This window comes from Aquimarina sp. AU474 (assembly GCF_900312815.1).
Classification (GTDB): domain Bacteria; phylum Bacteroidota; class Bacteroidia; order Flavobacteriales; family Flavobacteriaceae; genus Aquimarina.
Genome location: NZ_OMPE01000009.1, coordinates 592,397 through 615,458 on the forward strand (window position 1 = coordinate 592,397; position 23,062 = coordinate 615,458).

21 protein-coding genes are annotated in these 23,062 nt (G+C 33.1%); 6 read left to right on the top strand and 15 right to left on the bottom strand.

What is annotated here, in order from left to right; translation table 11 throughout:
- Window positions 1–15: 15 nt before the first annotated feature.
- A complete protein-coding gene (locus tag DK508_RS16200) occupies window positions 16–1,266 on the bottom strand; it encodes an efflux RND transporter periplasmic adaptor subunit (protein WP_109301834.1) in 1,251 nt (416 codons plus the stop codon).
- 1 nt (window position 1,267) lies between these two features.
- Window positions 1,268–2,581: a TolC family protein gene (locus tag DK508_RS16205; RefSeq protein ID WP_235016423.1), complete on the bottom strand. Its 1,314-nt coding sequence runs from the start codon at window positions 2,579–2,581 to the stop codon at window positions 1,268–1,270.
- A 265-nt stretch (window positions 2,582–2,846) separates the two neighbouring features.
- Between DK508_RS16205 and DK508_RS16210 the strand changes: the two genes are divergently transcribed.
- On the top strand, window positions 2,847–4,211 hold the full coding sequence (locus DK508_RS16210) for a sigma-54 dependent transcriptional regulator (protein ID WP_109301836.1): 1,365 nt from the start codon (window positions 2,847–2,849) through the stop codon (window positions 4,209–4,211).
- Window positions 4,211–5,560, top strand: a complete 1,350-nt coding sequence (locus DK508_RS16215; RefSeq protein ID WP_109301837.1) for a PAS domain-containing sensor histidine kinase — start codon at window positions 4,211–4,213, stop codon at window positions 5,558–5,560. The genes DK508_RS16210 and DK508_RS16215 overlap by 1 nt, the downstream gene beginning before the upstream one ends.
- A gap of 21 nt (window positions 5,561–5,581) precedes the next feature.
- On the opposite strand, the gene DK508_RS16220 is transcribed toward DK508_RS16215, so the two are convergent.
- The 9 genes from DK508_RS16220 to hemA all read right to left on the bottom strand — a co-directional run bounded on the left by DK508_RS16220 (window position 5,582) and on the right by hemA (window position 13,060).
- Window positions 5,582–5,992 (bottom strand): hypothetical protein, encoded by a 411-nt coding sequence (locus tag DK508_RS16220; protein WP_109301838.1) that lies wholly within the window; start codon window positions 5,990–5,992, stop codon window positions 5,582–5,584.
- 134 nt (window positions 5,993–6,126) lie between these two features.
- Window positions 6,127–6,732, bottom strand: coding sequence for a hypothetical protein (locus DK508_RS16225; RefSeq protein WP_109301839.1), 606 nt, complete (start codon window positions 6,730–6,732; stop codon window positions 6,127–6,129).
- 81 nt (window positions 6,733–6,813) lie between these two features.
- Complete coding sequence (hemF, locus tag DK508_RS16230) at window positions 6,814–7,716, bottom strand: oxygen-dependent coproporphyrinogen oxidase (RefSeq protein ID WP_109301840.1); 903 nt, start codon at window positions 7,714–7,716, stop codon at window positions 6,814–6,816.
- 32 nt (window positions 7,717–7,748) lie between these two features.
- Window positions 7,749–8,537, bottom strand: coding sequence for an EI24 domain-containing protein (locus tag DK508_RS16235; protein WP_109301841.1), 789 nt, complete (start codon window positions 8,535–8,537; stop codon window positions 7,749–7,751).
- 90 nt (window positions 8,538–8,627) lie between these two features.
- Window positions 8,628–9,125 (bottom strand): hypothetical protein, encoded by a 498-nt coding sequence (locus tag DK508_RS16240; RefSeq protein WP_109301842.1) that lies wholly within the window; start codon window positions 9,123–9,125, stop codon window positions 8,628–8,630.
- A 3-nt stretch (window positions 9,126–9,128) separates the two neighbouring features.
- Window positions 9,129–10,154, bottom strand: coding sequence for a uroporphyrinogen decarboxylase (gene hemE / locus DK508_RS16245; RefSeq protein ID WP_109302741.1), 1,026 nt, complete (start codon window positions 10,152–10,154; stop codon window positions 9,129–9,131).
- Window positions 10,155–10,239: 85 nt separating this feature from the next.
- A complete protein-coding gene (locus tag DK508_RS16250; protein ID WP_109301843.1) occupies window positions 10,240–10,896 on the bottom strand; it encodes a uroporphyrinogen-III synthase in 657 nt (218 codons plus the stop codon).
- On the bottom strand, window positions 10,896–11,810 hold the full coding sequence (gene hemC / locus DK508_RS16255) for a hydroxymethylbilane synthase (protein ID WP_109301844.1): 915 nt from the start codon (window positions 11,808–11,810) through the stop codon (window positions 10,896–10,898). Before hemC ends, DK508_RS16250 begins: the two co-directional genes overlap by 1 nt.
- Window positions 11,810–13,060 carry a glutamyl-tRNA reductase gene (gene hemA / locus DK508_RS16260; protein WP_109301845.1) on the bottom strand — a complete coding sequence of 417 codons (1,251 nt, stop codon included), beginning with the start codon at window positions 13,058–13,060 and terminating at the stop codon, window positions 11,810–11,812. Before hemA ends, hemC begins: the two co-directional genes overlap by 1 nt.
- A gap of 200 nt (window positions 13,061–13,260) precedes the next feature.
- Here hemA and DK508_RS16265 point away from each other — a divergent pair, with 200 nt between their 5' ends.
- Window positions 13,261–14,151 (top strand): AraC family transcriptional regulator, encoded by an 891-nt coding sequence (locus tag DK508_RS16265; RefSeq protein WP_109301846.1) that lies wholly within the window; start codon window positions 13,261–13,263, stop codon window positions 14,149–14,151.
- A gap of 7 nt (window positions 14,152–14,158) precedes the next feature.
- Here the strand turns inward: DK508_RS16265 and DK508_RS16270 are convergent, their stop codons facing one another.
- Window positions 14,159–14,338, bottom strand: coding sequence for a hypothetical protein (locus tag DK508_RS16270; RefSeq protein ID WP_109301847.1), 180 nt, complete (start codon window positions 14,336–14,338; stop codon window positions 14,159–14,161).
- Between the two features lie 294 nt (window positions 14,339–14,632).
- Between DK508_RS16270 and hemH the strand changes: the two genes are divergently transcribed.
- Window positions 14,633–15,670: a ferrochelatase gene (gene hemH / locus DK508_RS16275; protein ID WP_109301848.1), complete on the top strand. Its 1,038-nt coding sequence runs from the start codon at window positions 14,633–14,635 to the stop codon at window positions 15,668–15,670.
- Window positions 15,670–17,061, top strand: a complete 1,392-nt coding sequence (locus DK508_RS16280) for an MATE family efflux transporter (protein WP_109301849.1) — start codon at window positions 15,670–15,672, stop codon at window positions 17,059–17,061. Before hemH ends, DK508_RS16280 begins: the two co-directional genes overlap by 1 nt.
- Window positions 17,062–17,064: 3 nt before the next feature.
- On the opposite strand, the gene DK508_RS16285 is transcribed toward DK508_RS16280, so the two are convergent.
- The 3 genes from DK508_RS16285 to DK508_RS16295 all read right to left on the bottom strand — a co-directional run bounded on the left by DK508_RS16285 (window position 17,065) and on the right by DK508_RS16295 (window position 19,758).
- Entirely contained in the window at window positions 17,065–17,487 is a 423-nt protein-coding gene (locus DK508_RS16285; RefSeq protein WP_109301850.1) for a nuclear transport factor 2 family protein, read from the bottom strand.
- A gap of 4 nt (window positions 17,488–17,491) precedes the next feature.
- A complete protein-coding gene (locus tag DK508_RS16290; protein WP_109301851.1) occupies window positions 17,492–18,661 on the bottom strand; it encodes a PQQ-dependent sugar dehydrogenase in 1,170 nt (389 codons plus the stop codon).
- Window positions 18,662–18,744: 83 nt separating this feature from the next.
- Window positions 18,745–19,758 (bottom strand): AraC family transcriptional regulator, encoded by a 1,014-nt coding sequence (locus DK508_RS16295; RefSeq protein WP_109301852.1) that lies wholly within the window; start codon window positions 19,756–19,758, stop codon window positions 18,745–18,747.
- A 159-nt stretch (window positions 19,759–19,917) separates the two neighbouring features.
- On the opposite strand from DK508_RS16295, the gene DK508_RS16300 reads away from it, so the two are divergent.
- The gene (locus DK508_RS16300) at window positions 19,918–23,031 is read left to right on the top strand and encodes a glycosyl hydrolase (protein ID WP_109302742.1); all 3,114 of its coding nucleotides are present in this window, start codon (window positions 19,918–19,920) and stop codon (window positions 23,029–23,031) included.
- Window positions 23,032–23,062 lie beyond the last annotated feature (31 nt).

Below are 23,062 nucleotides of genomic sequence, written 5' to 3' on the forward strand. Positions count from 1 at the left end.
ATTTTATGTCTAAGTTTATTTTAATATAATTTTTTCGGCATCCCCAAAACTATCATAATTTGAGGTGATTACCTGTTCTCCTGATTCTAATCCTTCTAATAACTCAAAGTATCTAGAATTCTGTTTACCTATACGGATTACTCTTTTTCTAGCAATATCTCCAGAAGCATCTATTACAAATATCCATTGTCCTCCTGTACTTTGAAAAAAACCTCCTTTTGGTAATAACAAACCTTCATTTGACGCTCCCAATTGTAACTTAAGATTATAAGTCTGACCAGATCTAATGGTTTTGGGTTTTTGATCTACAAAAACTAAATCCACTTTAAACTTGCCATTTCTAACCTCTGGATATATTTTGCGAAGTCGTAATTTGTATTCAGTACCATTACGATCTAGAACAGCTGCTAAATCTCTTTTTACCCTGTCTATATAATGTTCATCGATACTCGCCTCAATCTTATAATCGGTAAGTACATTAATTTGTCCTATACGTTGTCCTTGCTGAATATTCTGACCTATCTCAGCATCAAGAAATCCTAATTGACCATCGGCAGGTGCTCTTACATTAAGATGATCAATACGTTCGTATACCATAGAAAGTGTTTTTTTCATTCTTGCCAAATCAGCATCTAATTCATTAAGAGAAGTATTGCGCAATAAATTATCCTGATCTGTTTGTACTTTTATAATATCAAATTGCTGTTTTGATAATTCATAATTCTCTTTAGCGATAAGATATTCTTCTTTAGAAATTAAGTCATCATCAAACAGCGCTTTATTTTGCTCATAGTTTCTTTTAAGTTTTTGTAATTCGTATTTCGAATTTACAAGATCTTTTTTTCCTGCTACTTGTCTTGAGTCGAAAGTAAGTTTAGTCGAACGTAAATCATTCTGTTTTAGTGCCAAATTATTTTCGCTAGCTAAGATTTGTTCATACAACCCTCTATTCTCCAGTTTCAAAATGATATCTCCTTTTTTAACCATAGCTCCTTCTTCAATTAATTTTTCGGTTACTCTACCTCCTTCATAAGCATCCATATAAATAGTACTTATAGGAGCAACCACGCCATTAATTGTTATATAATCGTCAAACTTTCCAAAAGAAATCTTAGATATAGATAGTTTCTCTTTTTCTGTTCTAAATGTTGATGAAGAGTTTCCAAATGCTATTTTATAACCCATAAAAAGCAATATCAAACCAATAACAATAAATCCATAATGTTTTGGTCTTAGCCCTTTTTTCTTTTCAATTTTTATATCCATTTTATTGCGCTCTATTTATATTAAATACTGGTAATCCTTGATAAAAGTCTAAAGTACTTTTATTTACTTTTAATCGTAACTGAACTTGCAAATTTTCGTTTTTAGAATTTGCGAGTAAATTTTTTGATTGATTAAGCTCTATAGCACTTATCAATCCTTTTTCGTATCGCTTTTGCGCGATTTCAAAAGTTAATATTTGTGATTCCATTTTTTGTGAACTTTGTTGGTATTCTGTTTCTAATGCGTTAGCTTCCTGAACAAGTTCTTGTATTAGCTGATATAGTTCTTGTTCCTGAATATTATAATTATTTTTTGCACGCATTGTAGCTACTTTCTGCTGTTTTACTCGCGAATGATTTGACCAACCGTTACTAATAGGTATATTAATTGCAAAACCAACAAACTGTGCAGCATTATCTTTTATCTGTGTATTAAAAGGAATTACCTCTCCAGTATCACTATCCAGTCCATTATCAACATATCTTGATCCATATCCAGCTAGCAACGATAATGAGGGGTACAAACCCCCTTTTGCAGCTGCTAATTCTCTTTGAGCCGCTTTTGCTCTAAATTCTTGTGCTTTAATAATAGGTATAAAACTCTTAGCTTTATTAAAAATAGAATTCTTATCTCTATCATAGGTCACATCATCTTCATTGAGTTCTATCAGAGAAGACTGAATATCTATTGTTGTAGCCTCTTGCAAGTTCATTTCTTGTATTAAAGCTAGTTTTGCCGCAGTTATATTATTTAAATTTTGAGTGACTAATAACTGATCCGCTAATAACGCAGATTGCGCTTCGTATAAATCTGCTTTCGCTTTTTGTCCTAAACCAACTTGTCTATTAACCAAATCATAGTTGTCCTTAGATACTTGTTCTTGTTCCTTAGAAATATTATGCAACCCTTCCATAAATTGAATATCATAAAAGGCAGACATTACTCTAAATGCTAATAGATATTTTTGATGAAGTGTTTCTTCTTTTGAAGCATCATGTAAAAGTTTTGAAGCTCTAATCGTGTTCATCTTTTGAAAACCTCTAAATAAATCGAGTCCTGCTTCTAAATTATAATTATTTGAAACAAATTCTGTATTCTCGAAAAGATTGGTGTTAGGGTTTTCTGATCTACCAAAATTCTTAATATAGCTTGAAGATGCACTAATATTAGGTAACAAATTCCTTATAGATTGTTTATACGTTTCTTTATTTGCATCTTGATTATATTTAAACTCATTGAGTTGTAAATTGTTATTTAAGGCATAAGTAATACACTCATTCAAAGACCATGTTTTTTGAGCACTAGTAATATTCATCACAAGTATTAATATAAAAAATACTATTTTGTTTTTGTTATTCATCAGTTCAAATACTTAAAAATGTTTTGATATCATTCCTTAGTCTAATGTTATGCCATAAATTTAATTAGCTGATTATCATATATTTAATTAAGTTTTGTTGAAATTGAAATACAAATAATGTAAAATAATCATACACATAGTGTCTAATTATTTTACACAAAAATCAGAAATAGGATATCTAATTTGTACTTTTATGAAGTGATTATAAAAACATAACGTTATGCAAGATGGAAAAATCTTGGTTATAGATGACAATAAGAGTGTTCTAAGCGCTCTAGAAATTCTATTACAATTTGAATTTAGATATATAGAAACCATTTCTAATCCCAATCAAATATCTTCAGTCCAAAATTTAAGTGATTTTGATATTGTATTATTAGACATGAATTTTTCCGCAGGAGTAAATACAGGTAACGAAGGTTTATTCTGGCTTAAAGATATTAAGAAAAGGGCTCCTTATGTTTCTGTAATTATGATGACTGCTTATGGCGCTGTAGATCTTGCCGTTAAGGCACTAAAAGAAGGTGCTACAGATTTCATATTAAAACCTTGGAATAATGAAAAACTATTAATTACTATAAAATCAGCTATTCTATTACGTAAATCTAAAAAAGAAATTACCAAATTAAAAGAGAAAGAAAGCCACCTTAAACAAGTAATTAACCAAGATTCTAATTCTATTATAGGAAATTCAAAAGTATTAACTTCGGTATTAAGTTTAGTCCAAAAAGTTGCAAAGACTGATGTTAATGTTCTTATAACGGGAGAAAATGGTACAGGAAAAGAATTAATCGCCAGAGAATTGCATCGAACATCTTCTAGAAAAGAAGAGGTTTTTATTGGTGTAGATATGGGATCGATATCAGAAACTTTATTCGAAAGTGAACTTTTCGGACATACTAAGGGAGCTTTCACAGATGCTAAAGAAAATCGCGCAGGTAAATTCGAAGCTGCTAATGGGGGCACCTTATTTCTAGATGAAATTGGGAATTTGTCTTTACAAACACAAGCAAAATTATTATCTGCAATACAAAATAGGACTATTGTTCGAGTAGGATCTAATAAATCTATTCCTGTAGATATTCGATTAATTTGTGCCACTAATTGTAATCTCCCGCAAATGGTTGTTGATGGTATTTTCAGAGAAGATCTATTATATCGAATCAACACAATTCATGTTGAAGTTCCTCCATTACGAGAAAGAGAAAAAGATATTCTGATTCTAGCAGATTTTTATTTAAATAAATATACTACGAAATATGGTAAATCCGCGCTTCGCATAAATAATGCCTCCGAAGAGAAATTATTAACATATACATGGCCTGGTAATGTTAGAGAATTGCAACACACTATGGAAAGAGCTGTAATACTCTCTGAAGGCAATGTACTAAAACCATCAGATTTTATATTGAGTGCAGGAAATAATATTTCTTTTGAATCAGGCCCAGAAACACTTGATGAAATGGAAAAATTAATGATTGATAAAGCTGTAAATCAACACAATGGAAATTATAGTGCTGCAGCAATTCAATTAGGTATTTCAAGGCAAACCTTATATAATAAAATTAAGAAATTCAATAACTAATGATCAGTAGGAATTTTTATGTTCAACTCGTAATTCGAGTCATCAGTATTGCTATTAATTCTTTACTAATAGCTTTCACTCTTTTTAAAGAATACTATGCCTGGTTTGTAATATTAATGTTTATATTTTTATCACAAACATTATTACTTATTAAATATTTGAATCAAAATAATAGAAAGATTGCTTTCTTTTTTCATTCAATAAAAAATGAAGATTTTACACTAAGTTTTCCAGAACGAGATAATGCGAAGTCCTTTAATGAGTTAAATCATAGCCTTAATTCTTTTAATTCTATGATGCAAAAAGTATTCTTAAAAAACCAAGCCCAAGAAAAATATTATCAGGAAATCTTGAACCAAGCTGAAATCGGTATTCTAACTTTTAATGCCAAAGGACATATTCTTTTTGCAAATCCTAAAGTAGAAAAGTTATTAAATTATACCCCTTTAAATCATATTAAGCAATTAGCGCAGGTTGATAAAAAACTCTTCGAGATGTTTAGTAACCTTACCTCTTTTGAAAGAAAACTTTTTCAACTTACTAACGAACGAGAGACTATTCAATTAGTCATTAAGTCCAATGAGATTGTGCTCAATCAAGAAGTGCTTAATCTAATTACGATACAAGATATTGATAGTGAATTAGATAAAAAAGAAACGGATTCTTGGATGAAACTTATTCGGGTATTAACCCATGAAATTATGAATACGGTTACTCCTATCACCTCAATTTCAGAATCGATTCTAAATTATTACATAAATGAAAAAGGAACAATACCACTAGAAGAACTTGATGAAAGTAAAATACGTCTTACGGCAAAGGGATTAGAAGTCATCAAAGAACAAGGAAAAGACTTGATGAGTTTTGTGCAATCTTATCGCAGTTTTTTAAGTGTCCCCAATCCTGATAAGGAGATTATAAATGTAAAAAAACTATTAGAAAAAATAAAGGTCTTGATTAACCCAGAAACAGATATACCTAAAATATCTATCCATTATATCAATTCAGAAGAAGAAATCGAAATTTTTGCAGATGAAAAGTTAATTACACAAGTATTAATTAATCTTTCAAAAAATGCCATCCAAGCATTAAATGGTGTTGAAGATGGTAAAGTAATGCTTACTTCTGGCACCACAGACAAAGGAAAAAAATACATTAGTGTATCGGATAATGGCCCAGGAATTTCGCCAGAAATTATGAGTCAAATTTTTGTTCCTTTTTATACTACCAAAAATGATGGTACAGGAATAGGCTTAAGTCTTTCTAAACAAATTATGCATCTGCACGGAGGTAGTTTAACGGCTCACTCAACTCCTTATGAAGAAACGTCCTTTTCATTATTTTTCTAGTAAATATTAAAGTAGTGAGAATTATTTGTTTTGAGTTGGATGCAATTTCAAGGTTTTGACTAATGCTTCAAAATAATAATCCTCTTGATTAGGTACAATAATCACCTTATAGGCGGTATTTTTTATAACATAATATGAAGACGTATCTCGATCTAATGTATCTGAATGTAGGTTAACAATCTTTTGTATATAATCATTTATTAATATCACCTCATCATATAATATTTCTCTTCGCAATGTAGGTGCATCACTTTTGTACACTAAGTAGTCGTTTCTAAAACTTATAGATTTACAAATTCCATCAACTGTATTAAATTCGAAAGTAAAATCTTTGGATGAAAAAATTTTATTAATGTTCTCGGGAGTAGGTTCTAAAGAACGAGCGCAACCAATGCAACAGATAATACTAAGAAAAACTATTATTTTTTGCATTTCCCTATATTTAGCTTGTTTCAAATAAATCGTAGATATAATAAATATTAAATGCCATACCCTCGACATATGATATTGTCTAAGATACGGCATTTAAAATTGTCTAATAGATCCTATTAAGCGGATTATCTATCTTATTTTGAAGCTATACGTTTTACAGAATTTTCAAAATCGATGTCCTCTAGATTACTAATAAGTAACCCTACTCCACCTGATTTCGAAGCTACAATGTATTCTGTTTGGAATCTTCTATCTTTTTTATACGCTTTTAGATACTTAAGTTTAACCACTTTTGAGGTTGGTGTAAAGAAATATCGACCGTGAATTCTTTTGTAATTCACTTCTTGAATATTTGCTTCATCTTTTATCTGATCACTTAGAGCTTGCACTACTCGAGCAGCTCTGTGTTCATCGAACTGATAGAAATCACATGTATAAATAAACACATAATTTTGAATATTGGTAGCATCTACAAATAATTCAAAATCAACTTTTTTGTTTTCGATTTTTTTCAATTCGGCAAGCGCAACATTTTTGAATTTTAATTCGCCTTCTAATAAATTGATTTTGGCTTTAAAATCTTCAGGGGTTGCCTTTACATAATCGCTTGTAAGAACTATCGTATTATTCTTAAATTCGATTTTGTTTTTTGAAAATTTAGCAAACCCTTCCTTTTTAGGCTCAAATATCTGGCAACTAACAAGAAGGACTGAGGTAAGCAATAGTAGAAATTTTTTCATGGGCATTTGTGTTAAATATTTAGAATCATAAACAAGTAATTCTTAGATAATTACAGCGCAATATAATAAAAAAAAATCAATTTATAACCATTCAACGGGTTTTTTAAGCACTTTAACTAGTTTTTCCTCTTCACTTTCCGGTTTTGGATGATGATCATACCGCCACTGTACTTGGGGTGGAAGGCTCATTAGGATACTTTCTATTCGTCCGTTAGTTTTTAGCCCAAAAAGTGTTCCTTTATCGTGAACTAGGTTAAATTCTACATATCTACCTCTTCTAATTTCTTGCCAATCTCTTTGATTTTTGGTAAATGGTAAGTCTTTTCTTCGTTCTATAATTGGAACATAAGCTTCTAAAAAACTGTTACCTACTTCGGTAACAAAATCATACCAATTTTGCATAGACATTTCTTCAGTAGTTTTACAGTAATCAAAAAACAAACCACCCACTCCTCTTCCTTCTTCTCTATGTGCATTATAAAAGTATTCATCACACTTTTGTTTATAGGCAGGATAAAACTCAGGATTATGTTTATCGCAAGATATTTTGCATACTTGATGAAAATGAACTGCATCTTCTTCAAAAAGATAATATGGGGTTAAGTCTTGTCCACCACCAAACCAACTATCAACTATATCCCCTTCTTTATTGTACATTTCAAAATATCGCCAGTTAGCATGTACAGTAGGAGCCATTGGATTTTTGGGGTGTAATACCAAAGATAAACCACAGGCAAAAAAATTAACCTCGCCAACGTTAAAATAACTCTGCATTGCCTTAGGCAATGCTCCATGTACCCCAGAGATATTTACGCCCCCTTTTTCAAAAACATTCCCGTTTTCTATTACCCTTGTTCTCCCTCCACCACCTTCAGGGCGTTTCCATTGATCTTCATCAAATTTGGCTTTACCATCGATCTCCTCAATCTTTAAGGTTATGGTATCCTGTAATTCTTGGATATACTTATAAAATTTATCTTTCATGTTGATACACTATGCTATTAAGAGACAAATATTTACTCTGTTATTTTTTTAGGTTCTTCTGAAGAATTATTTCCCGCAATCAATTTTTTCTGATCCAAAATCTTAACCGTCTCGGTTGATGCTGCGACTACCGATATTGGCAATGTTATAATAAAACCAATAATTGGTATAAAAAGCATTAGTACAAATACAATTCCGTTACCAATTGCGGTTCCTCTATGTTTTCTTACAAATTGTACACTTTCCTTATAATTAAAATGACGTTCCATGGTGTAATCCATATTACCAAACCCCACATAATATGCCTGTATCAAAAATATCAATATGGTAAATGCAATCCCTATAACCGGTATAAAGCTCAAAATAATAAGCGGAATCATAAATAACAGTTCTCTACATAGGTTTCGAATATTAATACGGATACCTCTTGATAATTGTTGACTAAAAGAAGTATTTCGGTGTATATGATCAGTCTCGCCTAATAAGTGAGCTTCTACCTTTTCTGAAACAGGACTCATAAACGGTGCAGAAAGTGCCATTACAATATGTTTATACAATACTAGCCCCAAAACCAGTATTAATAGCCCGCCCATATAGGTGCTTATTGTTGCAAAGGTTTCTGATCCCCATTCCCAAGGCCAAATTCTGGCAATTAAGGTTCCCAAATTATCCGAAAAGAAATAGGCCAATGCCACAAAAATAAACCCTGTTATTACACTAATTAAAATGGGAATAGCAAAAAATTTCCATAATCCGAGTTTCGAAATCAGTTTAAATGTTCCAAAATAGGCCTTAATTCCGTTTATAATATTCTTGAACATAGTCTTATAAATTGATTGAATTTTATATTTTCTGCTATAATTTATAGCATACTCTTTTTAATTAGTATACTAAACTGAAGGTTTGTTTCACTAATCTGGTTTTTCTAGAAAATACACCAAACTATTTTTAAGGTTAACAACGTCATTTATCTCGATTATTTCTTTGGCCTTTTGCGTTTCTTGGATTAAAAAAGATACTATTTCTTCTTCTGAACTATATAGTAAATCGTTAAAAAACTTTCTGCCCATTTCATTATTATGTAAATCCATACAATTTTCTAAAGGTTCATTAGGAGCAAGTTTTTCATGCAAATCGGTTATTTTTTGAGCCCAATTCGTCGATTTTCGTGTTTTTTTGGTGATTTTGAACGTTTTTTGGCAAATTAGAACATTCCAAAGAGCATGTCTAAATGCATTTTCTTTTCCATTCTTATGATGCGAGGTGCCATAATATGTATCGCAAATTATTAATGTTCGTTTTGTAGCCTTTATCGTTGGGATAATATATATGGGATATTTGAGTGTTAAAACGGCTAATCGGTATAATTCTACTATACTTAACCGTTTTAGTACTCCCCACAAATCCATGTTTTAACCTTGATATTCTTTTACTGCATCTACAAATGCTCTAGCATTATCGACTGGGATATTTGGTAAAATACCATGTCCCAAATTAGCAATGTATTTATCCTTACCAAACTCATCAATCATCTGCTTTGTCATTTTTTTAATATCGGCAGGTGGTGATAATAATCTTGATGGATCAAAATTTCCTTGCAGTGTAATATTTCCTCCTGTAAGATAACGAGCATTTCTTGCAGAACATGTCCAATCTACCCCCAATGCAGATGCGCCAGATTGAGCCATGTCTTGTAGAGCGAACCAACATCCTTTACCAAAAACGATTACCTCGGTCTCATCTTTTAAAGCATCAATAATTTGCTGAATATAGTTCCAGGAGAATTCTTTGTAATCTACAGGTGATAACATCCCTCCCCAACTATCAAATACCTGAACAGCATTTACACCAGTTGCAACTTTAGCTTTTAAATAAGCTATAGTAGTATCGGTTATCATTTGCAATAATTTATGTGCAGCCTTGGGTTCGGTAAAACAAAGTTCTTTGGCTTTGTCAAAATTCTTAGACCCTTGCCCCTGTACAGCATAGCAAAGTATGGTCCAAGGAGAACCTGCGAAACCGATAAGTGGAACGCGATTATCTAAACGTTCTTTGGTTAATTTTATAGCATCCATTACATATCCTAATTCCTCATGTACATCTGGCACTACTACTTGCTCTAAATCTTTCAAAGATCTAATAGGATTCGGTAACCATGGGCCAATGCCGTCTTTCATCTCCACTTCGATGTTCATCGCCTGAGGAATCACCAAAATATCACTAAAAAGGATAGCAGCATCGGGTCCAATAATATCAATAGGTTGTACCGTAATTTCTGAAGCTAGTTCTGGTGTTCTACAACGTGTAAAGAAATCATACTTGGCTTTTAACGCTCTAAACTCTGGTAAATATCTTCCGGCTTGTCGCATCATCCATACTGGAGGACGTTCTACTGTTTCTCCTTTTAAGGCTTTAAGAAAAAGGTCGTTTTTTATCATATTCTTTTTCATCCCGATTCTTCTCAGGATATTTTTATTAGTATCACAATCATAAAATGATGCCCATATGTAATAGCATCATAAGTTATTTCTTATTAAAATATTTTACAGCCTGAACTATAACATTTTCAACGGTTGGTTTATTAGCCACAATTATGGTGTCACAATACTTCTTTGCTTCAGATGCTGTTGTGTTTCCTATACAAAAAGCTACACTTTGATCTATTGTATTTTCGGCTACATAACTTTGTACTCCAGAAGGGCTAAAAAATAGAATTCCATCAAAAGAACGATTAAATTTCTTTGAATTTAAGTGCGTTTTATACACTTTTTGCTCTTTTAATGTTATTTTATTCTGTGCTAATAGATCTGGTAATTCATTTCTTCTCAAATTTCCACAAAAAAAGGAAAAATCTTCATTTTTATATCCTTTTATAATTTTTTTGGCCAAATCCGAAGCATTTTGAGCAGTTTCGACTACTTTAAGTCCATTATTCTGCAATAACCTTTTTGTGTTTTCTCCGACACAAAAACAATTTGAAATGTTTATTTCAGATTCTATAATTGCCTTTACTGCGTTTTTGCTTGTAAAGATTCCGTTTACTACCGACTCTGCTAAGTTAAATTTCAAAATTTCAATTGTAATAGCATCATATAAAACAAAACCAATACCCGAGTTCAACAGTAATTCTTTCTGAGGTAAGGAGATTTTTTTTGTCGATAACACCGTTGCCGCAGTCATTACTTCATAATTTCTTTTATCTCCTTCATTAATTCTCTTCCGCCATTATTTAAAATCTCCTGGGCACAAATTTTTCCAAAATCCAATTGCTCTCCAATCTTTACTTCTTTATGTACCTCTATTTTCTTCTTGCCATCCAAACTAAATAATACTCCATTAAAACGGATAATTTCATCACGTATTTCTGCCAATGCTCCAATTGGAGCAGTACACCCTCCTTCTAGTTCTCTCAAAAATTCTCGTTCGATATGCACACAGATTTCCGAAGATGAATGGTTTAAATTTGATAAGGCACTTTTGCAATATTCATCTGTTTCTTTGGCAACTACCAGCATAGCTCCTTGAGCAGGAGCAGGAACCATCCAATCCAAATCAATGTAATTTTCTGGTTTCAAATTAATCCGCTCCAAACCAGCCGCAGCAAATATGGCACCATTCCAAATACTATCTGTTAGTTTCTGCATTCGAGTATTCACATTTCCACGTAAATCAACAACATCATGAGTCGGGAATTTATGCAACCATTGCGCTTTTCTTCTTAAACTTCCTGTAGCGATAGTACCCTTTTCGTCAAGAAAAGCAAGTCCTTTATGCACCAAAATATCACGTACATTCGCTCTTTCCAAAACAGCAGCTTCTACAATACCATGAGGTAAAACAGTAGGTACATCTTTCATAGAATGTACAGCAATGTCTATATCATTATTAAGCATGGCTATATCCAGAGTTTTTGTAAAAACTCCAGTAATACCCAGCTCATATAGTGGTTTATCTAGGATAATATCTCCTGTAGATTTCACAGGAACTAACTCACTTTGATAACCAAATTCTTTTATTTTTTTCTGAACCGTATTTGCTTGCCAAAGTGCTAATTCACTATCTCTGGTTCCTATGCGAATTTTTTTAGCCAAGATTACTTGTTTTGTAATTGAAATACTTTCTGAATAAGTTCTATACTCTCATCTGCCGAAGTGCTGTCATCCTTTAAATGATTGGCAAAATGATTTGTGATCTTTTGGATTATTCGATCACTTATAATATCTGCTTGCTCTTGATTAAAATCCGCATATTTTTTTCTCTGCAAATTAATTTCGGCGTCCTTTAACGTGGTCAACTTATTTTTTAATGCTTTAATAGTAGGGGCGAATTTACGCGTCTCTAACCAACTATCAAATTCTCCTTTAATATCTTCTATAATACGTTCTGCATCCGGAATATGTTCTTTTCTACGTTGTAAAGTTCTATCTGTCATTTTTGATAAGTCATCTAAATGAACCAAAGTAACATTAGATAACTCTGTAACATCCATCGCAACATTTCTTGGTATGGATAAATCCAAAATCAACAAAGGTTTTTCAGAATGTATCAGCGCTTTAGAAATTGTAGGTTTTTGCGCTCCAGTGGCAACAATCAATACGTCAGAGTTTTTAATTTCAGATTGTATGTTTGCATAATCTTTTACCAAAAGATTAAATTTTCCCGCAATTTTCTCTGCCTTAGTTTTTGTTCTATTAATTAATACAATGTGTTCATTTTTGGTATGTTTTACCAAGTTTTCACACGTATTTCTTCCGATTTTTCCGGTACCAAAAAGTAATAAGTTTTTATCCGAAACGTGTGGTACTCTGGCCAATATATATTGTACAGCAGCAAAACTTACAGAAGTAGCTCCGCTCGAAATTTCGGTTTCATTTTTGATTCGTTTACTTGCCTGAATCACCGCATTAACTAACCGCTCCATAAAAGGATTAACCATCTCCTTTTTCTTAGATTCTTTGAAACTTATTTTTATCTGGCTAATAATTTCAAAATCTCCCAAAATCTGACTATCAAGACCTGTCCCTACTTTAAATAAGTGAGAGACTGCACTACTATTTTTATGAACATATGCAACTTTTTCAAATTCTTCAACCGTTCCGTGAGTATGCTCACAAAGCAATTTGATAAGTTGAAAAGGATGTTCTGCAAACCCGTATAATTCGGTTCTATTGCATGTAGAAATCACAACAAGTGAAGATATACCTTCGGTTTTAGCTTGTAAAAGGATGTTTTTTTTAGCTTCATCATTAATGCTAAAATGGCCTCTTACCTCAGCATCGGCCTTCTTATAACTAAGGCCAATGGCATAAAAATGTTTTCCTTTCGCTCGCAAATGGGGCTCCATGTATTTTCTATTCCGTTTACAGAACAAAAATATTTTACAAAACTCTGATAAAATAACGCTAGAGGAACAATAAGTAACGAAAAACGGTATTCTCGATATTTTTCTAGCCTAAATCGCCTAAAACCACTATTTTTGTTGATATAATTAATAACCTTTGGCGATAGTTTAGATTATTTCTAAATAAAACATTTTTTGTAAAGATGGAAATTGAATTAAAAAATAACGCTCCAGGGATTTTAGAAGAGACCCAAATTGAAGATGGTTTTTTCGTATTAAAATTTCAAAACGAATCTGGTGATAACCAAAGAGTTATACGAGACATCGACAGTAATTTTATTCAATTTCATTTTTGCATAAAGGGTGCAATAAAGTTTAATTTTAATAACGGGAGTTACGCTATCAATCTTGCCGAAGAAAATTCGTTATTACTCTACAATCCTCAACGAGATTTACCTATGAATCTTGAAATGGAAAAAGATTCATGGTTAATCACGATACTTATCTCTATCAAAAAATTTCATTCCCTATTTTCTAAAGAAGCAGATTACATTCCTTTTTTAGGCGAAGGTAATAGGGATAAAAAATACTATACAGATGCAGTAATTTCTCCGTCGATGGCTGTTGTTCTAAATCAAATCATGAATTATGGTCTACACCCATCCATCAAATTATTATATTTTAAGGGTAAAGCATACGAGTTATTAAGTTTATATTTTAATCGACCTGAAGATGCTAATATTGAACAATGCCCTTTTCTTGTTGATGAAGAAAATGTTTTAAAAATACGAAAGGCTAAAGAAATCATTATAGCAAGAATGGCAGAGCCACCAACATTGCAAGAATTATCTAAAGAAATAGGATTACCTCTAAAAAAACTTAAAGATGGATTTAAGCAAATCTACGGAGAACCTGTATATGCCTTCTTATTTGATTATAAAATGGAATTAGCACGACAACTTTTGGCATCCGGAAGTCACAATGTGAACGAAGTAGGGTTAAAAGTTGGCTATAGCACCGCGAGCCACTTTATAGCAGCTTTTAAAAAGAAATTTGGAACTACTCCAAAAAAATATGTGATGAGCTTAAGTTAATAAGCAATTAGTCTACAGATTCCCCTCCAGGAATACCAACTCCTTTTTGTAAAGAAACAATAGAGTCATACATACCTCTGTTCTCTTCAGTGGTATCAGCCAATACAGATACAAAGTCAAATTGTTCTAACAGTTCCAGGACAAAGGGTAGCTTGTCTTTTTCGACATCTACGATTATTCGTTTCATGTGTAATAATTATTGTTTGTTAACGATCACATGCAACCTTCGACAATCAAATTTGAAACTTCGATCGGGTCGGGTTCATCTTTGCTTTTTTAATTACCTAAAAATACTAAAATAAAACAACTCAACTTTCAGTTTACTAGAATTTAACGTATTTATAAGTAATGTTTGATATTTAAAAATCCATATTCAAACCTAATAGTAACATTTCCAAATCCCCCTATCAAAAACTCTTATTGTTTTTATCTTCAATAGTTCTTATTGTTTGTATTTTTGCTTTGCATAAAAAGAAAAATTATGAGTAAAGGAGTTCTCCTTGTTAATCTTGGATCACCAGATAGCACTGATCCAAAAGATGTGAAAAAATATCTTGGTGAATTTTTAATGGATCCTCGAGTAATCGATCTTCCTCTTTGGGCAAGAACATTATTAGTTAAAGGAATTATTCTTAATACGCGCCCTAAAAAATCGGCAGCAGCTTATAAAAAAATATGGTGGGATGAAGGTTCTCCATTAATAGTACTTTCAGAAAGGTTACAGAAAAAAGTAGCTGATCGTTCTTCAATTCCTGTAGAATTAGCAATGCGATATGGCTCAATGACTATTAAAAAAGGGTTACAGCAATTACACGATCAAGGAGTAAATGAAGTAATGATTGTTCCATTATATCCTCAATTTGCAATGGCTACGACCGAAACTATTTTGGTACTAGCAGAAGAACTACGAGCAACATATTTTCCAGATATGAAGATCAATCATATCCCGGCATTTTATAATAAATCAGAATACATTGATGTGCTTACCAAGAGTATTTCTGAAAGCTTAGAAAATTTAGATTACGAACATTTACTTTTTTCATATCACGGAGTACCCGAGAGACATATCAGAAAGAGTGATATTACTAACGGAAACTGTAAGATGGATGGTAAATGTTGTTTTAAAAAAGGATCAGAACAACATGAATTTTGTTATCGTCATCAATGTGAAATGACCACAGTACAAGTAGCTAAAAAACTAGGACTTAAAAATGGAACGTACTCTACCTCATTTCAATCCCGATTAGGTTTTGATCCATGGTTACAACCTTACACGGATCGCACCATTGAACGAATGGGAAAAGATGGTATTAAAAAAATGGCTATTGTAACTCCAGCTTTTGTTTCAGATTGTTTAGAAACACTAGAAGAAATAGCGATGGAAGGAGAAGAGATATTTCATGAAGTAGGTGGAAAGGAATTTACTACAATTCCTTGTTTGAATGATCGCGATGATTGGGCAGATGTACTGTCTAATTGGATACATGTATGGAGTGAAGCTAAAACTCCTGTTGCATAATGGCAAAAGTTACTTCTGAAGCTTTAGGCATTGAACCTATCGGCAAGCTTTTAATTAAGCAAGCTGTTCCTGCATCTATCGGAATATTAGTAATGTCACTTAATATTTTGATCGATTCTATTTTTGTAGGTAATTGGATAGGATCTATTGCATTTGCCTCTATTAATGTTGTCCTACCTGTATCTTTTTTTATAGGTGCACTAGGAATGTCAATAGGTGTAGGTGGTTCTAGTATTATTTCTCGTGCCTTAGGAAGTGATGATAAAGAAAAAGCATTAAGAACCCTGGGTAATCAAGTTTCTCTTGGGTTAATGGTTATGATACCATTGGTTGTGTTAGGATTAACTTTTGTTGATGATATCATCCCGCGATTTGGAGGGAAAGGAGACATATTCGAGCCTGCCAAAATATACTACAAAATTATATTGTATGGGGTTCCTATTCTTGGTTTTGCCATGATGGGAAACACTGTTATCCGTGCCGAAGGGAAACCCAAATTTGCAATGATTGCAATGATCATTCCTACAATTAGTAATTTATTACTCGACTACATTTTTATTAAAGTATTGGATATGGGTATGCACGGTGCTGCTTGGGCCACTACCGGATCTTATTTAGCCTGTTTTTTATACATTTTTTGGTTTTTCGCTTCAAAAAATTCTGAATTAAAAATTGGTTTTCGCCATTTTGGATTACGAAAAGAAATTGTTTCAGAAATAGCTTCTCTTGGCGGCGTTACCATGTCGAGACAAGCCGTAGTAAGTATTACTTATTTATTAATGAATAATATCTTATTTGATCTCGGGCAAGAAGGTCTTGTAGCCGTATATGCTATTATTGGGCGTATGCTTATGTTTGCGTTATTTCCTGTTTTTGGGGTTACACAAGGATTTTTACCTATTGCCGGATATAATTATGGTGCTCAACACTATTCTCGTGTGCGCCAAACGATCAATACTGCTATTACCTACGCATCCATCGTAGCAACAATAGTTTTTATAGGGTTAATGGTATTTCCCACAGAAATCACTTCACTATTTCTAAGTGATGATCCAACCCTAAGTCCAAAAGAATTAGCTTTAAATCAGTTCGTTCTTACGCACACCGCAACTCCTATGCGATGGGTATTTGCAGCAACGCCCATTATTGCATTACAATTAATAGGCGCTGCCTATTTTCAAGCTGTTGGTAAAGCAATCCCCGCCCTATTATTAACATTATCAAGACAAGGATTCTTTTTTATCCCATTAATCTTAATTCTTCCAAAATTTTATGGCGAATTAGGAGTTTGGATTTCATTTCCTATAGCAGATGTTTTGGCCACAATTGTTACTGGATATTTCTTAAACCGTGAAGTGAGGACAAAACTCATTATACCCAAAGCAACATAACCATTAGTTTGTTCTAGTTGCAGCTTTACTAATTATCAACCATTTATCTTCTATTTTTTTAAGAAGGAAAATATCTATAAATCGCATTTCATGATCAGGGATTAAAATTTCGGCCTTTGCTGTAGCGATATCATTTTCTATATCTACAGATAGGACTTTTCCTTTTCTTCCGTTAAACTTCCCTTTTTCTCTTTTTGCAAATCCAGAAGCATATTTTTTTATAGGCACGATCCATATTGGTTTATCCTTGTGACTCAAAAACAAATCGGCTTCTTCGTAAAAAGCTTGTTGAATCATTTCTGGATTATTATATGAAGTGCCCTCGATATAATAATTAATAGTTTTTCTAATTTTACTTTCTTCGGCTTGTCCGATGATCAAGTTAAAAGACATCAAAAATAGTGTGGCAAAAATGCAGGTTTTCATAGGTTTAATTTTTAAGTTTATGATTTCGTATTCTTATTACTTTGCCGTTATCTTCATCGGTAAGTATATATAGTTTTCCTTCTGGACTTTGTATAATTTTTCTCGACCTTACCCGATCATTTACAAATAATTCTTCGGCACTTTTAATACTATCATTTTCGATTCTAAATCGCCACAGGCTGCCTTTTGACAAACCAGAAACCAAAAGATCGTTTTGCCATTCTATAAACTCGTCTCCAACATAAAATGTTAGGCCTGTAGGTGCAACAGTGTGCGGCCAATACCATATAGGATTTGTGTATTCTGCGCCCTCTATTATAGGAGGTGTATATGCCTTGCTACGATACCCCCCTGTTGTAACAATAGGCCAACCATAATTAGCTTTCATGTGTAACCTATTAATTTCATCCCCTTGTTTAGTGCCATGTTCACTAAACCAAATATTTCCTGTATCAGGTTGTATCGTAATTCCCTGTGCTGCTCGTATACCAATAGCATATAACCCTGGTACTGCATCTGGCCCAAAATCGGAGTTATCCTCAGGAATAGTACCATCTGGGTTCAAGCGGTAAATTTTACCCCGCTTATCGGTTATATCTTGGGCAATAGGCAATTCGGGCTCATCAATTTCTTTAAACAATCGTTCACCTACGGTGATATATAATTTACCATCATTGCCAAATACCATTCCGCCACCGTAATGAAAATATTCTCGAGTAAATGGCCCAGCTTCTAGAATGGTTTTTATATTGGTTAAGCTGTCATTTTTAAGTTGTGCTCGAACCACTTTAGTAGTACTACCATGATGTTCTTTTTTTGCAGCATAAGAGAGATATAACTGACGGTTTTCGTGAAATTTTGGATCTAAAACCACTTCAAAAATACCAGAATTATCCCCTCGCCAAACTACTCGTATACTATCTGTAAGATCTCTAGGGAAACCTTTTATAATATGTTTCTTTTTTGATCTAAGATTAACTTGTAAAAGCTCACCATCTTTTTCTGTTATAAGCACATCTTCTTCAGAAATAAAAGCCATACTCCAAGGATGGTTAAGGCTATCTATAATAGTTTCTTTAATAGGATTTGTTTTTGAAAAAGAAGTTGAAATAGATTTTTTAGGTTGCTCACAACCTATTACAATAAATACACATAAAACGAAAAGTTTGTTCATCTCTTGATTTTGACTAATTAGGCTGCAAAATCAAAAAGTTTGACTTTAAACTCTTTAAAAAACATGATCTTTAAAACGAAAAACTATATAATCTTATTTTGATTTCTATACTGCGAAGGCGTTATCTCAGTTTCGGCTTTAAAGGCCAAATTAAATGAAGTTACATTACCAAAACCACAATCATATGCTACTGTAGCAATTTTTTCATTGATATAATCGGGGTCGACTAATAAGTTTTTAGCCTTTTTAATTCGATAATGATTTACGAATTCTGAAAAGTTCTTCTCTTCATTTTCATTTATAACTTGTGATAGTTCTCTGGGAGTTATTGATAATTGCTTAGCAATGCTATGTAAAGAAACATTGTTTTCTAGATAGGTTTGCTCATCATTAAACAATGATCTAACCTCTTCAAGGACTTTTTTTGAAGTGGTTTTATCTAAACTTGAATTACCATACTTCTCTAAACTAAAAACATGTTTTTTAAGCAATAAATAGGAGAATACATATACCAAAAAAGAAAATGAAATAGCTCCCAAAATGTAAAAAGGAATCCATCCTAAAAGAATTCCGATATATAGAACCCACATCAAACTCACTCCTATTACAATATTGCGATACCATGTCAAAAGTTGAGATTTTGAATCATTCCCGATTTTAAAAATATATCTCCAACTCAAGATTATATAAAAACCCAAATGTGCAAATACTAATACATATGCCACATATGAGATAAAATCTCCATTATTGGGGATTATAGGGCTACATAATACAAAAGCGGCAAAGGGAATCAAGTGAACATATTGTTTTTTAGAAAATCGTTGTTGTTTTTCAAAAAGAGAAATTCCATAAAACCATAAAAACGGACCTACAGCCAATATAGCCGAAATGGCCAGGTTGCGAATTCGAGGATCTACCTCTATATAATTATGAAATATAGATTTCCCTATTCGGATTGTTAACCCCAATAAAACAAATGCCAAAAACCGATTAGCTTGTCTATTCCCTTTCTTTAATGTGAAGAGATAAAAACATAAAAAAAGAGCCTGGATAACACCAAGACAACTTAGAACGAGTATTACACCTTTTTCGAACATTTTTCAAAAATAACAATGATCACATATATACCAAGGTTAAAATTACGTGAAAATCTTTCTGAATTCTTTTTAATTCCTGACTTTCGTATGCCATCAAATCTATTTTTTTACGAATTTATACACTATACTAAGGTTTTTAAACATAAAAACTCAACACAGATGTATTCACGATTTTCCAAAGTAATTCTTTTACTTTTTTTTGGCTTTTTAACTATTTTACCAACACACTCTCAATCTTATAATCAAGAATTATATGATGCTCTCGAATATAGATTAATAGGCCCTTTTAGAGGTGGTCGAAGTGCTGCGGTAACGGGAGTACCAGGAAAACCAAATCTATTTTATTTTGGAGCAACAGGTGGAGGTGTCTGGAAAACAACAGATGGCGGACGTACCTGGGGGAATATTTCTGATGGTTTTTTTGGTGGATCAATTGGTTCGATTGCTGTGTCCAAGAGCGATCCTAATGTAATTTATGTTGGTGGTGGTGAAAAAACACTTCGAGGAAATGTATCTTCGGGATATGGTGTTTGGAAAAGTGTTGACGCCGGTAAAACCTGGGTGCAATCAGGGCTTCCAAAAAGCAGACATATCCCAAGAATTGCCATCCACCCTACAGACCCAAATATTGTATATGCAGGAGTTCTAGGAAACATATATAAACCCACTCAAGATCGAGGCGTATACAAAAGTATTGATGGTGGAAAAACATGGGCAAAAGTCCTGTTTGCCAATCAAAATGCAGGAGCAGTAGATTTAACTCTGGACCCAAATAATCCCAGAATTTTGTATGCCTCAACCTGGAATGCCAGAAGAACACCATATAGTTTGAGTTCTGGAGGAAATGGCTCTGCACTTTGGAAAAGTAGCGATAGTGGTCAAACATGGAAAGAAATCTCAAAAAACAAGGGATTCGCAAAGGATACCCTTGGTATTATTGGAGTTACGGTTTCACCAGTAGATAGTGAGCGAGTATGGGCAATTGTAGAAAACAAAGAAAAAGGCGGGGTATATCGCAGTGATGATGGAGGAGAAACTTGGTCTTTATTGAATAGTGAAAGAAGTCTAAGGCAACGTGCATGGTATTATACACGTATTTATGCAGATTCTCAAGATAAGGATGTTGTTTACGTGGTAAATGTATCCTATCATAAAAGTAAAGATGGTGGAAAAAACTTTAGCAGTTACCGAGCGCCTCATGGCGATCACCATGATCTTTGGATTGCCCCAGAAAACCCTAAACGTATGATTATGGGTGATGATGGCGGTGCACAAATAACTTATGATGGGGGCGAAACTTGGAGTACATATCACAATCAACCAACATCGCAATTTTATAGAGTAACTACAGATAATAGTTTCCCGTATCGTATATATGTTGCACAGCAAGATAATTCTACTATAAGAATTAATCATAGAAGTACGGGTACATCAATATCCGAAAATGATTGGGAAAGAACTGCTGGTGGTGAATCTGCTCATATTGCAGTAGATCCTAAAAATAACGATGTTGTTTATGGCGGAAGTTATGACGGGTTTTTAACTCGTGTAAATCATAAAACTGAATCTATTAGATCTATAAGTGTATGGCCTGATAACCCAATGGGGCATGGTGCAGAGGATATGAAGTATCGTTTTCAATGGAATTTCCCGATACTATTCTCTAAACATAACCCCAATAAATTATATACTTTTTCTAATCACGTACATGTAACCGAAAATGAGGGTCAAAGCTGGGATGTAATTAGCCCAGATCTAACCCGAAATGATCCTGAAAAGTTAAAATCTTCGGGAGGTCCTATTACACAAGACAACACTTCTGTAGAGTATTACTGTACCATTTTTGCAGCGGCAGAAAGCCCTGTAAAAGAGGGAGTGTTATGGGTAGGTAGTGACGATGGGTTAATACATATAAGTCAAGATGGAGGAACATCTTGGAATAATGTAACTCCCAAAGGTATGCCAGAATGGATGATGATTAACAGTATAGAACCAAGTATCTTCAATGAAGGAACTTGCTATATCGCTGGTACCCGATATAAATCTGGCGATTTTGCACCTTATTTGTATAAAACCACAAATTTTGGAAAATCCTGGACCAAAATAACGAACGGGATTAACCCAGAACACTTTACCAGAGTACTTCGAGAAGATCCCAAAAGAAAGGGCTTGTTATATGCTGGTACAGAAACAGGTATGTATATCTCTTTTAATGATGGTGCAAACTGGCAGGCTTTTCAATTAAACCTTCCTATTGTACCCATTACCGATCTAACTATCAAAGAAAATAATCTAGTTGTTGCTACTCAAGGAAGAAGTTTATGGATTATTGATGATCTAACTGTTTTACATCAACTTAATGACAACTTCAAAACTCAAAATTATGCACTGTTTCAGCCCAAGGACACATACAGAATGCGAGGAGGTAGCGCAAAGAATTCTAAAACAGAAGGAACTAATCACCCTGCAGGTGTGATGACTTATTTTAATCTCAAAGATTACGATAAAGAAAAAGATACCATTTCACTTACTTATTTTAACGCCAAAAATGATACTATAAAATCATACAGCACTTCGAGTAAAGAAAAAAGCGATAAACTGACTGATATTGAAAAAGGAGCCAATCAATTTAATTGGAATATGAGAGGTGCTGGTGCCGAAAAGTTAAAAGGAATGATTTTATGGTGGGCAAACCTTGATGGTCCTAAAGCCGTTCCTGGAACCTACAAAGTAAGTTTAGCTGTAAATAAGAAAGAAGTAGCTAATCAATCCTTCAAAATTATCGCAGACCCTAGAGCAGAAGCTTCGGCACAAGAAATGCAAACACAATTTGATTTTATAACCAGTGTAAATAAAACGGTAGACAAAGCTCATAAATCAATTAAAAAAATAAAGAAAATCAATACCCAGCTTAAAGCATTCTCTACTCAATATAAAGATGACCCAAAAACTAAAGAGTTGGTTGAAAAAGCTAAAGAATTACAGAAAAAATTTGGAGATATAGAAAAAGCTCTATATCAAACAAAAAATAAAAGTAATCAGGATCCTTTAAACTTCCCTATAAAACTTACCAATAAACTAGGGCATTTAAACTCTTTGGTGGGTATGGGAGATTTTGGTCCAACTGCTCAAGATATTGCTGTTAAGAACGAATTAGTTAAAAAAATAGATGAGCAATTAGGTGCTTTTGATAAATTAATTTCTGAAGAAATTAAAAGCTTTAATACCAAATTCAATACCTCGCAGCTTAATTATCTTTTTGTAGAAGAATAACCTCTCGACTTCATTCGAGATCATAGTAATG

Coding starts and splice junctions, on each gene's coding strand:
- hemH (WP_109301848.1), top strand. CDS start 14,633: ATGAGTAAAGGAGTTCTCCTTGTTAATCTTGGATCACCAGATAGCACT.
- hemF (WP_109301840.1), bottom strand. CDS start 7,716: ATGAAAGATAAATTTTATAAGTATATCCAAGAATTACAGGATACCATA.
- DK508_RS16225 (WP_109301839.1), bottom strand. CDS start 6,732: ATGAAAAAATTTCTACTATTGCTTACCTCAGTCCTTCTTGTTAGTTGC.
- DK508_RS16205 (WP_235016423.1), bottom strand. CDS start 2,581: ATGAATATTACTAGTGCTCAAAAAACATGGTCTTTGAATGAGTGTATT.
- hemE (WP_109302741.1), bottom strand. CDS start 10,154: ATGATAAAAAACGACCTTTTTCTTAAAGCCTTAAAAGGAGAAACAGTA.
- DK508_RS16285 (WP_109301850.1), bottom strand. CDS start 17,487: ATGAAAACCTGCATTTTTGCCACACTATTTTTGATGTCTTTTAACTTG.
- DK508_RS16250 (WP_109301843.1), bottom strand. CDS start 10,896: ATGACTGCGGCAACGGTGTTATCGACAAAAAAAATCTCCTTACCTCAG.
- DK508_RS16240 (WP_109301842.1), bottom strand. CDS start 9,125: ATGGATTTGTGGGGAGTACTAAAACGGTTAAGTATAGTAGAATTATAC.
- DK508_RS16280 (WP_109301849.1), top strand. CDS start 15,670: ATGGCAAAAGTTACTTCTGAAGCTTTAGGCATTGAACCTATCGGCAAG.
- DK508_RS16200 (WP_109301834.1), bottom strand. CDS start 1,266: ATGGATATAAAAATTGAAAAGAAAAAAGGGCTAAGACCAAAACATTAT.
- DK508_RS16295 (WP_109301852.1), bottom strand. CDS start 19,758: ATGTTCGAAAAAGGTGTAATACTCGTTCTAAGTTGTCTTGGTGTTATC.
- DK508_RS16235 (WP_109301841.1), bottom strand. CDS start 8,537: ATGTTCAAGAATATTATAAACGGAATTAAGGCCTATTTTGGAACATTT.
- DK508_RS16270 (WP_109301847.1), bottom strand. CDS start 14,338: ATGAAACGAATAATCGTAGATGTCGAAAAAGACAAGCTACCCTTTGTC.
- DK508_RS16290 (WP_109301851.1), bottom strand. CDS start 18,661: ATGAACAAACTTTTCGTTTTATGTGTATTTATTGTAATAGGTTGTGAG.
- DK508_RS16265 (WP_109301846.1), top strand. CDS start 13,261: ATGGAAATTGAATTAAAAAATAACGCTCCAGGGATTTTAGAAGAGACC.
- DK508_RS16220 (WP_109301838.1), bottom strand. CDS start 5,992: ATGCAAAAAATAATAGTTTTTCTTAGTATTATCTGTTGCATTGGTTGC.
- DK508_RS16300 (WP_109302742.1), top strand. CDS start 19,918: ATGTATTCACGATTTTCCAAAGTAATTCTTTTACTTTTTTTTGGCTTT.
- hemA (WP_109301845.1), bottom strand. CDS start 13,060: ATGGAGCCCCATTTGCGAGCGAAAGGAAAACATTTTTATGCCATTGGC.
- DK508_RS16215 (WP_109301837.1), top strand. CDS start 4,211: ATGATCAGTAGGAATTTTTATGTTCAACTCGTAATTCGAGTCATCAGT.
- DK508_RS16210 (WP_109301836.1), top strand. CDS start 2,847: ATGCAAGATGGAAAAATCTTGGTTATAGATGACAATAAGAGTGTTCTA.